General features: G+C 64.3%; 8 protein-coding genes. 3 read left to right on the top strand and 5 right to left on the bottom strand.

What is annotated here, in order from left to right; translation table 11 throughout:
- Positions 1 to 62: 62 nt before the first annotated feature.
- A complete protein-coding gene (locus IC234_RS21240) occupies positions 63 to 1,193 on the top strand; it encodes a LacI family DNA-binding transcriptional regulator (RefSeq protein WP_190928701.1) in 1,131 nt (376 codons plus the stop codon).
- Positions 1,194 to 1,298: 105 nt separating this feature from the next.
- A complete protein-coding gene (locus IC234_RS21245; protein ID WP_190928703.1) occupies positions 1,299 to 2,060 on the top strand; it encodes an alpha/beta fold hydrolase in 762 nt (253 codons plus the stop codon).
- A gap of 1 nt (position 2,061) precedes the next feature.
- On the opposite strand, the gene IC234_RS21250 is transcribed toward IC234_RS21245, so the two are convergent.
- The 5 genes from IC234_RS21250 to IC234_RS21270 form a co-directional block, all read right to left on the bottom strand.
- The gene (locus IC234_RS21250; protein ID WP_190928705.1) at positions 2,062 to 2,847 is read right to left on the bottom strand and encodes an energy transducer TonB; all 786 of its coding nucleotides are present in this window, start codon (positions 2,845 to 2,847) and stop codon (positions 2,062 to 2,064) included.
- Positions 2,848 to 2,904: 57 nt separating this feature from the next.
- The gene (locus IC234_RS21255; RefSeq protein WP_190928707.1) at positions 2,905 to 4,122 is read right to left on the bottom strand and encodes a DUF1501 domain-containing protein; all 1,218 of its coding nucleotides are present in this window, start codon (positions 4,120 to 4,122) and stop codon (positions 2,905 to 2,907) included.
- A 35-nt stretch (positions 4,123 to 4,157) separates the two neighbouring features.
- Complete coding sequence (locus IC234_RS21260; RefSeq protein ID WP_190928710.1) at positions 4,158 to 5,729, bottom strand: DUF1800 domain-containing protein; 1,572 nt, start codon at positions 5,727 to 5,729, stop codon at positions 4,158 to 4,160.
- A gap of 69 nt (positions 5,730 to 5,798) precedes the next feature.
- Positions 5,799 to 8,405: a lamin tail domain-containing protein gene (locus IC234_RS21265; RefSeq protein WP_190928712.1), complete on the bottom strand. Its 2,607-nt coding sequence runs from the start codon at positions 8,403 to 8,405 to the stop codon at positions 5,799 to 5,801.
- A 228-nt stretch (positions 8,406 to 8,633) separates the two neighbouring features.
- Complete coding sequence (locus IC234_RS21270; RefSeq protein ID WP_190928714.1) at positions 8,634 to 10,475, bottom strand: right-handed parallel beta-helix repeat-containing protein; 1,842 nt, start codon at positions 10,473 to 10,475, stop codon at positions 8,634 to 8,636.
- Between the two features lie 474 nt (positions 10,476 to 10,949).
- Between IC234_RS21270 and IC234_RS21275 the strand changes: the two genes are divergently transcribed.
- Positions 10,950 to 11,951 carry an aspartate-semialdehyde dehydrogenase gene (locus tag IC234_RS21275; RefSeq protein ID WP_190928716.1) on the top strand — a complete coding sequence of 334 codons (1,002 nt, stop codon included), beginning with the start codon at positions 10,950 to 10,952 and terminating at the stop codon, positions 11,949 to 11,951.
- Positions 11,952 to 11,972: the final 21 nt, after the last annotated feature.

Below are 11,972 nucleotides of genomic sequence, written 5' to 3' on the forward strand. Positions count from 1 at the left end.
CGCGTTTACTCTTCAGACGCAGTAGCTTTACGCCTTATTTCCCGTCTTTTCGCTTTTGTAAAATGGCCGCACGCCGCCACGCCAAGAATGCTCCCAGCGAGGCTGTTCGCCCCGTTTCCATGGCCGACCTGGCCCGGGAACTGGGCGTGTCCATGACCACCATCTCGCGGGCCCTGAGCGACCACCACAGCATCGGGCCGGCCACCAAGCAGGCCGTGCTCAAGCTGGCCAAGAAGCTCAATTACCAGCCCAACCACCTGGCCGCGGCCCTGCGCAAAGGCAAGAGCAAGCTGCTGGGCGTGATGGTGCCATACATCGAAGGGCGCTTTTTTGCCTCGGTGGTGCACGGCATCGAAACGGCGGCCAGCAAGGCGGGCTACAGCGTCATCATGTGCCAGTCGAACGAGGACGTGGTGCAGGAGCGCAAGAACCTCGACAATCTGCTGCGGGCGCAGGTGGCCGGCATTCTGGTGTCGGTGTCGCGCTCCACCACCGACTTCCACCACTTCGAAAAAGTGCGCAAGCACCACGTGCCGCTGGTGTTTTTCGACCGCATTCTGGAAGGCAACGACGTGAACGCCGTGGTGCTCAACGACCGCGCGGGCGCCTACCAAACCACCAAGCACCTGCTGGCGCAGGGCTGCCGCCGGGTGGCGCACCTGGGCGGGCCGCTGCACATGAACATCTACAAATACCGGCGCCAGGGCTACCTCGATGCCCTGCAGGACCACGGCATCGCGCCCGACGAGAGCCTCATGCTCTATAGCAACCTCACCGTGGAAACCGGCCGCGAGGGCATGGCCCAGCTCCTGGACCTGCCCGAGCCGCCCGACGCCGTGTTTTCGGCCGGCGACTCGGCCGTGCTGGGCGCTTTGCAGCTGCTGAAAAGCCGCGGCCTGCGCGTGCCCGAAGACGTGGCCCTGGCCGGCTTCAGCAACGAGGCCCTCACCACCGTCACCGAGCCCCAGCTCACTTCCGTGGACCAGCGCTGCGAAGAGATGGGCCAGGCCACCTTCCGGCTGTTCACCGAACTGGTGGAGGCCGAGGGCGCGGCGTTTTCGAACCGGCAGGTGGTGCTGCAGCCGCAGCTGTTCGTGCGGGCGTCGTCGCTGCGCAGCGGGGTCGACGACTCGCCGGAAATCAGCCCCCAGGAGCGTGAACTGCAGAAGCACCGCGTGCTGCGCCGCAACTAAGGCCCGAACGACGGGCGCCGCGCTGGAATCGGCGTGAGTAGTTTTGGGGAAACCAACCTGCCCAGGCCGTCGCGCGGCCTGCGGCACCCACAGGCCGTCCCACCCATGAGCACCACCCTGCCCACCATCGTCTTCCTCCACGGTTTTGCCGAAAGCCGCGAGGTCTGGACCGATTTCACCCGCTCCTTCCCCGACGGCTACCGGTTGCTGATGCCCAACCTGCCCGGCCACGGCACCAACCTAGCGCCCGTGCCCGACTTTTCGATGGAGGCCCAGGCCCGCTACGTCATCGATTACCTCAACCAGAAAGACTGCCCCCACCCGGTGCTGCTGGTGTGCCACAGCATGGGCGGCTACGTGGCCCTGGCCCTGGCCGAACGCTGGCCCCAGCGCGTGGCCGGCCTGGCGCTCGTCAACTCCACGGCCCTGGCCGACACCGACGAGAAGCGCCAGAACCGCGAAAAGAACATCGGCTTCGTGGAAAAGCACGGCGTGGCCAAGTTCATGGAGTCCTTCGTGCGCCCGCTCTTCGCGCCGACTAACCGCGACAAGCTCACCGACGCCCGCGGCCTGCTCGAAGAAATCGGCAAAGCCACGCCCGTGAGCACCATCACCGGCGCCTTGCGCGGCATGGCCGCTCGCCCCGAGCGCACCCAGGTGCTCGCCACCGCCAAATTCCCGGTGCTGATGGTGGCCGGCAAGCACGACGTGGCCGTGCATTTCGACGATGCCGTGCGCCAGGCCGCCCTGCCCGCCGAGGCCCACGCCCTGTTTCTGGAAGGCAGCGGCCACTTGGCTTACCTGGAGCAGCCCGAGCCCACCCGCCGCGCCGTGCTGGCGCTGGCCGAGGCGGTATTTGGGGGGTAGGCTATTGGATGATAAACGTGATGGGCAGCACGTAATACACCCGCACCGGCCGTCCTTGCACCAGGGCGGGTACCGTAGCTGCTGGAAGGGTGCTTATGGCCCGAAGAATTTCTGTGTCCAAACTCTCGCTAATAGAGCCCACAATGGCGGGACGCTCAACGGTGCCGTTCTCGGCTATCTCAACATACACGTAGGCTACCCCCTGCTGGCCTTGGCGCAAAGCCAGTGGCGGGTATTTTACTTCTTTTTGGATGTACGTAATCAGACTTTTGGCCGAGTAGTCGAGCGACACCGGGTGCTTCTTTTTCTTTTGGACTTTTGCTAGGGCCGCTTCGTTTGGAGCCGAGGGATTCTGGTCGGCGTAGGCATAAGGTTGGGCTACGGAGGGGGCGTTATAGTCGAGCAGCAGGCGCAGCTTAGGGGCGGCACTCGGCAATTTCGGGTCCGGGGCGCCGGCTTGCCAGGCAAGCATATGGGCCTGCAGGTACTCAGTGGCCGCGGCTGCTGCTTGCAGCAAAGCCGGATTGGGCGGCCCCGGCGGTGGCACCAACTCAAAATGGCTGGGTTGTATGCCATCTGTCAACTCGAACTTGAGCACGATGCGGCCTGCCGGGCGCGGCGACGCCAGTCGCACGCTGCGGAACACCAGAGCGCGCAGCGAATCAGGCCCGCCAGGGTAGCGGGGCCCGGTGTAAGCCGGCCCGGCGGGGTCCGTTTGGGCTTGGCCAAGGACCGGCGCGAAGACTAAACTGGCCACAAAGCCGGCGACGCGAAAAAAACGATTCATGGGCAGATAAAACGATGAGCGCGCAAGCTACAACCCACTAACCCACCAATCCGCCTCCTACACCAGCCCGCTCATGCGCTCGAAGCCCGTGCCGAGAATGGCCGTATCGTCGGCCCCCAGCCAGTCTTTCAGGATGTTGGCGTAGATGCTGCGGAAATCGACCTGGTGGCGCAGGTCGCCCTGGTCGAGGTTGAGCAGGTCGGGGGCGTCGTTCACCACGCCCTTCTTCTGCAGGGCGCCGCCGGCCAGAAACACGTTGTTGGCGGTGCCGTGGTCGGTGCCGTTGCTGGCGTTCTGGCCCACGCGGCGGCCAAACTCGCTGAACACCAGCACCAGCGTGTTGTCCCACTGGTTGTTCTTCTGCAGGTCGGCGGCCAGCGCGGCCAGGCCGTCGCCGAGGTCGGTGAAGAGGCGCTGCTGCTGCTCGTGCTGCCGCACGTGGGTGTCGAAGCCCGACAAGGCCAGGTAATACACCCGCGACTCCACGCCGGAATTAATCAGCTCGGCCGTGGTTTTCAGGTTTTTGCCAAAATCCGAGTTCGGGTACGCCACCGTCGACTGGTAGATTTTGGACTTGTCGTACAGGTAATCGGCCGAGGACGCGGTTTCGGCCAGCGTCTTGTAGAGGTAGTCGACCTGGCTGTGGTGCTCGGTGGTGGCTTCCTTGCTCACCTTGGCCAGCAGGCGGTTCTGGCTGATTTGGTGGAATTTGCTGGGGCTTTTCAGGGCCAGGCCCTTGCGCTGGCTGCCTTTCAGGGCCAGGCTCAGCGTGTCGTCCACTTCCAGGGCGTTGTAGGGGCGCTGGCAGTCGGGGCAGTTCGAATCGAGGTAGCGGCCCAGCCAGCCCGTGCTCACCACCTGCTCCGAGCCCGAGCCCGACTGCCAGATGTCCATCGAGCGGAAGTGCGAGCGGTCGGGGTTGGGGTAGCCCACCGAGTTCAGCACCGCTAGGTGGCCCTGGTCGTACAGGCCTTTCAGGCCTTTCAGGGCCGGATGCAGGCCCAAGTCCTTCTCCAGCGCCAAAATGCCGTCGGCTTCTTTAATGCCCAGCGTAGGCCGGGCCTTGTAATACAAGTCGTTGCGGAACGGAATGACGGTGTTCAGGCCATCATTGCCGCCGCTGAGCTGCACCACTATCAGGCGCCGGGCGCCCGTGGCGTCGCTCAGGCGGGCCAGGCCGGGGCCCCGGTCCAGGGCGTGCAAAAACTTGGGCACCAGCAGCAAGGTGCTGGCCAGGGCCGAATTGCGGAGGAAGTCGCGGCGGGTGGTAGCCATGAGTTTGTTTTAGAAAGGAGGAAAGGATGGGTGAACTACGCCAGCTGATACTCCGGCAGGCTCAGCAGGCTCACCAGCGTGGCCCGCAGGGCTTCGGCCGGCTCTTTTTGCTGGGCGGCTTGCTGCACCAGTTGCAGGTTTTCGGGCCGAATGGGCGTTTGCAGCAGGAACTGGCTGAGCTTTTCGGGCTGCTGGGGCACGGGCGTAGCGCCCAGCAGCTGTTGCAGCGGGGCCAGCGGCAGGTGGGCGCCGGCGCCGGGCCGCACGGTGCGCTCGGCCTTGGTGAGGTTGGGCGCGATGTCGTTTTCGTCTTGCTTGAGCGCCACGGCAAACTCCGCGTTTTTGAACAGGATGGCCGGCAGCTGCAGGCGCAGCAGCAGCGACGACGAGTCTATCCAGTTGCGGCCGCCGGGCCAGCCGGCCACGTTCGGCGGCTGAAACAGCGTTTGGCCCAGCGCCCGCTGGTAGCCCAGCAGCGGCTGCTCGTTGTCAATCTTCACGTTGAGCGTGCGCCGAATGCCCGCCAGCAGCTCCACCGGGCTCTTGATGTGGGTGCCCACGTTGGCCGGCTCGTAAAACCAATCGGCCGAAAACAGGCGCTCCATCAGGTCGGCAATGTCGTAGCCGCTTCGGCGAAAGTCCCGCGCCAGCGGCTCGATGTGGGCCGGGTTGGGCACGTCGTTCACGAAGAAGCGGTAGACTTTCGTGACCAGAAACGTGGCCGCGGCCGGCTGCGTCAGAATGTGCGTCAGCACGTCTTCGCCGGTGAGGTTGCCGGTTTTGCCCAGGAAGGTTTTGGGGCCGGCGTCGTGCTCCTTTTCCCGAAACTTAAACCGACCCTGGTAGTCGTAGCCCCAGCCCGTGAAGGCGCGGGCGGCCTCTTTCACGTCGGTTTCGGTGTAGTTGCCGCGGCCCAGCGTGAAGAGCTCCATCACCTCGCGGGCGAAGTTTTCGTTGGGGTGCTCTTTGCGGTTTTGCTGGTTGTTGAGGAACTGCAGCATGGCCGGCTCCTGGCTCACGGCCAGCAGCAGGTCCGGAAACTTGCCCAGCGCGTGCTGGCGCATGGCGTTGTGCAGGCTCAGGGCGGCGTCGGGCTGGCGCACGCGGCAGGCAAAGTGCCCATGCCAGAACAGCACCATCTTCTCGCGTAGCTGCGCCGAGGACGTAGCCATGCGGTCCATCCAGGCCGTGCTCATGTTGTTGAAGGCGTCGCGGATGCCCTCGTTCTGCATCTTGCGCTGCTGCGGCGTGAGCTCGGCGCGGCGCAGGCGCGGCACGCCCGCCGCAATGGTGCCGCCCTTGAACGCCGCCCGCGGGCGCAGGGGCGCCACGGGGGCAGCGGGCGCGCCGGGAGGCGCGGGCTGGTCGGGCGTGGTCACCATGCCGTTGGGCACGGGGTTGGTTTTAGTCGACGCCGGGTCCGTCATCACCATCCCTTGCGGGTCGGTGTAGTTCAGGCCCGGGCCCACCAGGGGCTCGTAGCGGGCGGAGTCGTGCAGCAGTTGCCGCAGGGCTTTGCGCGGGCTGAGGCCGGTGGCCACGTCTTGCGGGCGCGGGCCGAAGCCGGCGCGCCAGTACAGGTGCTGAAGTTGCTGGGCGCTGTTCATGTCGGGTAAGACGCGAACCAGAGCACTTCGTTTAATGAGGGAGGACAGGCTTATTAAATTAAGCAGAGCTTAAAACCGCGCGCCCAGCACCACCGTCTTCTTATACTCGCGCTTCTCGCCGCTGCTGGGCCGAAACAGCTCCACCAGCAAAATGTAGTAGCCCACGGCGGCTTTGCGGCCGCGGTCGTCCACGCCGTCCCACTGCACAAAGCCGGTGGTGGGCAGGGTTTCGTTGCGCACCAGGCGGCGCGTGAGGCGGCCCAGGGCGTCGTACACCGTCACGGTGGCGGCGTAGCCGGGCTGGTCGAGCTGGTAGTTGAGGGTGGCAAAGTCCTGCTGGCCGTCGTCGTCGGGCGTGAAAACTTCGGGCGTCACGGTCAGCTCCTGGTTGCCGCCGGGCGTGTCCTGGGCCTGCGAGTTGGGCCGGCCGGGCGTGGCATAGCCCACCGCGCTGGCCGCCGAGTGGAAATTGCTGCCGTTGCTGAGCCCGTTGGCGCGAATGCGTTCCAACGACACGCCTTCCTGCGAGGATAGCAGGCTCAGGTGCAGGTTTTTGCTGTACGCCAATTGGTCTATTTCAATGCCCACCGAGTTGAAGAGCAAGGCCGTGCTCTCGTCCGGAAACGTGGGGAAGCTGCTCAGCTGCACCAGATTGGCCGCGTCGCTCGACGCCGGGTAATAAGCCAGCAAGTTGCTGCTGCTCGTGCTAAAGGCCAGCAATTGGCCCGGCGTCAGCACCAGCGGCCCGGGGCTCAGCACGTCGGCGTCCACGCTGCCGTCGGGCTTTTGGTTGCCGATTTGCCAGCCCTGCAGGTTGATGAATTTGCTGCTTCGGTTCAACACCTCCACAAAGCGCACGCCGCCGGTGCGCGGGTTAAACAGCAGCTCGTTAATCACCACGTCGCCGCTCACCGCCGCTTCGGGCAGGGCCAGCGCGGCCGATTGCAGGGGCCCGCTGGCGTTGCCCACGCAGTCGGTGGCGGTTTGCACCGTCAGGGTAGTGGGGCGGCTGGGCTGCAGGGCCGTGCCCAGGGTCAGGTCGACCTGCCGGAAATCGGGGCCAATGGGGGCGGCGCGCACCACGGCCGGGCCGGGCGCCGCCAGCGCGTAGCGGCCAGCAATGGCGGCCGAAACGCTGTCCAGCTTTTCCGAGAAGTACGCCCGCACGGTGGTGGCATTCAGGGCCACGGCGCGCAGCAGGGTGGGGGCGGTGGCGTCGGCCAGGGTGGCCCGCACCGCGTTGGCTTTGCCCGGCGTGCCGCCCAGCGGGTCGGTGCTGGCGGTCCAGTTCTCGGCGCCGCCGCAGAAACTGTTGGCGTCTATCATTTCCAGGCTCCAGCCGCCGTCCTTCTTCTTGGGGTCGCGGTACCAGGTGTCGGAGTAAGTGACTTCGAAAAGCGTGCGGCCGTCGCGGGCGCGCAGCACCAGCTGGTCGCCGCCGTTGCTGAGCGAGGGGAAGTTGGTAGGGCCGTACACCTTCACGCCGGGCTGCGTGAACTGGCTGATGCGCGTGCTGCCGCACACCACCGCGTACTGGCCGGGCAGCAGCTTGGCGGTATCGGCAAAAACGGCGAAGGCCGTGGTGCTGGTGGGCTTGCCCAGCTTCACGCCGCTCAGGCTGATGACCTTGGTGGTGCTGCGGTTGTAAATCTCCACGTATTCCGACAGCGGCAAACCCACCTGGGGCGTCTCGTCGGCAAAAATCTCGCTGATAATCAAGTCGCCCACCTGCGGCGCGGCGGGCGGCCCGGCAAAGGCGGCCGTGAGCGGCCCGGCCGCCACGTTGCCGTAGAGGTCGGCCACGTTGCGCGCTTCCAGCACGTTTTGGGTGGCAAAGTCGGCCCCGAACGTGAGCCGCACGGCCATGGCATTGGCGGCCGAAAAAAAGCGCGCGGCCGTGGGCACGGCGCCGCTTTGCAGGCGGTAGTTGGCCGGGTTGGTGGCCGTGGCCGCGTCCATGGCTTCGTTGAACACCACGTCCAATTGCCGCGAGTCGACGGCAATGGCGCGGGCCAGGAGCGGCGGGGTGGCGTCGCTCACCACGAAGTCGTCGAAGGCGAAAGCGCGGTTGTTGGCCGACGAGTACAGCAGCGACACGCCGAAGTAAGCGCTGCGCTGGTAAGTGCCGTCGATGGGCTGGGCCGCTTCGGCCACAAAGGTGCGGCCGCCGGTGAGGTCGCGCTCCAGGGTCCAGCGGTTGGCGGTGGTGCGGGTCACGCGCACGCGCACCAGGTTGTTGGTGGTGCTTGCCAGCGTGCCGTCCACGCCGTCGATGACCAGCACGGCCGCCCGGGTCGAGTCTTTGCGAAACAGGCTCACCTCGTCGGCAGTGCCGCCCAGGCGCACGAAATAGCCGGTGTTGTTCGTGTTTTTAAGGTCGGCTTGGGTGGCCATCAGCCACACGTCGGCCAGGTTGCCCGAGCTGGTGGCCAGCTTCAGATTGGCCCAAAACTCCCACACCGTGCCGGTGCTGGCTTGGCAGGGCGTGCTCAGGGCAATTTGGGTGCCCGTTGCGGCCGGCCCGTTGCTCTGCAGCTGCTGCGTGGCCACCTGAAAGCTGGCAGCATCGCCCGTCCAGGCGGGATTGGCCGTGAAGTTGCCGTCGGCGAAGTCGTCGCGCAGCTGCGCCGACGCCCACAATGGAAAGAAGCAGAGTAACAGTAAAATTGCCTTCATCGAATGGCGAATGAGTTTTAACCGTGACTAATGTAAGGCGTTCTGTTGCAAGCCACCATAGGGGTAAGAAGCAGTGGGCCGGGCGAATGAATGCATAACTAGCCAAAATCCCCTGGGCAATATATTGAAGTTCAATATATTGCCCAGGGGATTTTGTGAGCTGCTCGAAATAAATTCTGGTCGATGAACGCCCTGGTCCCGTACTATTTAAGCGAACGGAGGTAAGACTTACTCATTGCCAACCAGCACCGTCTGGTGCTGCGTTTGCGTGCCGCTTTGCACGCGCAGCACGTAGCGGCCGGCGGCCAAGCCATCCACCGACAGCGTCAGGCCCGTGGCCGACAACTGGTTGCCGGGGCGGCTCCAGGTACGGGCCGAGCGGCCCAGCACGTCCACGAGCTGAATTTCCACGGGCTGAGCCGAGGCCTTCTCCGCCACCACGTGAATTTCGCTGCTTGCCACGGTGGGGTACACCTGGCACCAAGTGGCATCGTTGGTCTTGTCGGCGCCGGAGCGGGTGGCCAGCGCCAGGCGGGCTTCGGAAGCACCAATGTTGCCCCGGCTGCCGGCGCCGGGCGTGTTTGCGCCGTAGAAGTCCCGCGTGCCGGGGTTGATGTTGAATTCGGTGGCCAGGTTCAGGCCGCTGCCCAGCAGGGGCGAAGAAGAGCCCAGGGTAAAGTTTGGCAAGCGGCTGCCGGTGGAAAGGGCCACGCCCGGCGTGGCGCTGGCAAAGCACGGGCTGGCGCAAACGCCGGTGAGGCGGGTGCCGTTGGCCAGCGTTTCCTGGGTGGTGGCGGTGCGCCAATCGGTCAGGTTGTTGAACGAGGCGCCGTTCCAGCTCAGGGTGAGGGCGCCGGTGGGCGACCAGTAGGCGTTGCCTTCAAAGCGCAAGCCGCTGGCGGTGAAAGTGCGCACCACGGGCAGACCGGTGGCGGTTTGCAGGATGTTGTTGCGCAGGTTGGTGCCCGCGATGTCGCCGCTCATGATATAAACCGCGCTGGGGGTCGAGCCGTTGGCGGGGCGGTCCAGGTACACGGTGTTGTTGTAAATGTTGACGTTCACGATGCCGCCGGCCCAGCCCGACGAATACATCATGATGGCGCCTTGGTCGTCTTTGCGGGCGTCGTTCTGGCTCACGTTGTAGCGCACCACCAGGTCGTGCATGGCCGTGGCCCAGTCGAACTGGCACAGCAGGTAGCCGGGGCCGTCGTTGTCGTGCGAGTAGTTGTACTGCATCACCGAGTTGGTGCAGCCGCCGTCGAGGTCGAACCCGCCGCCGTCGCGGGCCGCGCCGGCTTCGTTGTGGTGCGACTCGCAGTACTGGATGGTCAGGTTGTTGCACTCCCAGCCCCAAATGCCCACGGGCCCGCCGCCGCGGCTGCCGTTGAGCCAGCCGTTGTGGTAGGCCGTGCAGTTTTCAACCATGGCTCCGTCGATGCCCGAGAGCACGATGCCGTTGCCGCTGTGGGTGTTGGTGATTTCGGGGCGGCCCGAGTTGTCGTAGGCTTTGCAGTTGCCCACGTACCAGTTGCGGTGGCCCAGCAGGGGGAAGTACGAGTAAGACGACAGGCCGGCTTCGCCGTTGGCGTGAAACTGGCTGTTGGTGATGCGCACGTTGTCGTAGCCGCTGGTGCCGTTCCAGCTGGCAATGGTGAGGCCCACGCCGCGGTAGCCGCTTATGTCGAGGCTGTCGATGCGCAGGTACTGCAGGTGGGCGTTGGTCGAGTCATTATAAAACCGCACCCCGGAATGCTTAGTGACGAGGCGGCCGGCCCCCACAAACGTGAGGTTGCGCAACTCAAATCCGGCGTTGTTGTACGCGTAGAAGCCGGCGGCGGTGTCGCTGGCAATCACGGCCGGGCCGCCGATGCCGTAAGAGCGAAACACGATGGGCTGGGCCGCCGTGCCGTGGCTGGCGGGGCGCACCCGCAGGCTTCCGCTGAAGGTTTGGCCGCCGGCAAACAAGACCCGGTCGCCGGGGTGAAAGGTGGCGGCGCTCACGCGGGCCGGAGTGCGCCATGCTTGCGCTGGAGAAGTACCCGAGTTGGCGTCGTTGCCCGAATTGCTCATGTAATACGTCGTGGCCCGAGCGTTACTTGCGATGAAGAAAAGTATAAATTGGAAAAGTATAATTCTATGCATCGTTTCTGGGTGATGTTGTGTAAGTCCTCGCAAAGCTAATGGAACTGTGCGTATTAAAAAATCACAGATTAACCATTAAAATTTGGCTTTAAAAAGGATTTATTCCGTCAAAATACAAATTCGGTTATTCGTGCCGGGTTTGTTCGACGATGCAATTTTTAAATAAGAGTGCAAAAACCTATATTTTTTAGACGAAATGCTAATATTTCCCCCCGATTGGCGCAATTGCCCGGCTGTGAGTCACGGCATCACCTTTCGACTGTCCTTGGGCAGAGCGGCTTGCCGGCCAGGTTCATTAGCGTATGGCTTGGCCAATATGCCAGCAGGATGATAATATGCCCGGCGCGTGGCGACCTTTGCGGCCGGCGGCCACGAACCGGCCGCTGCTGAAGTTCTGACCCCATGAAAATTGCTGTAGTGGGTGCCACCGGGCTGGTGGGCACCGAGATGCTGAAAGTGCTGGCAGAGCGCCAGTTTCCCCTCACCGAGTTGCTGCCCGTGGCTTCGGCCAAATCGGTGGGTCAGTTTATTGAATTTCAAGGCAAACAGTACCCGGTGGTGAGCATGGACGACGCCATTGCCGCCCGGCCCGACATTGCCATTTTCTCGGCCGGCGGCTCGGTAAGCAAGGAGCACGCGCCGCGCTTTGCCGCCGTGGGCACCACCGTCATCGACAACTCTTCGGCCTGGCGCATGGACCCCACCAAGAAGCTGGTGGTACCCGAGCTGAACGCCAACACCCTGACGCCGGAAGATAAAATTATTGCCAACCCCAACTGCTCCACCATTCAAATGGTGGTGGCGCTCAATGAGCTGCACAAAGCCTACAAGGTGCAGCGCATTGTGGTGAGCACCTACCAGAGCGTGACCGGCACCGGCAAAAAAGCCGTGGACCAACTGCTGGAAGAGCGCGCCGGCCAGGCCGCCAGCAACCCCGCCTACCCGCACCCCATCGACCTGAACGTGCTGCCGCACATCGACGTGTTCGAGCCCAACGGCTACACCAAGGAGGAGCTGAAGATGGTGAACGAGACCAAGAAAATCATGGGCGACGACAGCATCCGCGTGACGGCCACCTGCGTGCGGATTCCGGTGATGGGCGGGCACTCCGAGTCCCTCAACGTGGAGTTTGAGCGCGAATTTGACCTGGCCGAAGTGCGCGACATCTTGGCCCGCACTCCCGGCGTGGAACTCGTGGACGACCCCTCAGCCAACCAATACCCCATGCCTAAAGACAGCCACGGCAAAGACGCTGTGCTGGTGGGCCGCCTGCGCCGCGACGAAACCCAACCCCGCACCCTCAACCTGTGGGTGGTGGCCGACAACCTGCGCAAGGGCGCCGCCACCAACGCCGTGCAGATTGCCGAATACCTGGTGGGCAAGCTGGCGCCGACGCACAACTAATCCAAGCCAGCAGCGTTGAGG

This window comes from Hymenobacter armeniacus (assembly GCF_014699055.1).
GTDB lineage: Bacteria > Bacteroidota > Bacteroidia > Cytophagales > Hymenobacteraceae > Hymenobacter > Hymenobacter armeniacus.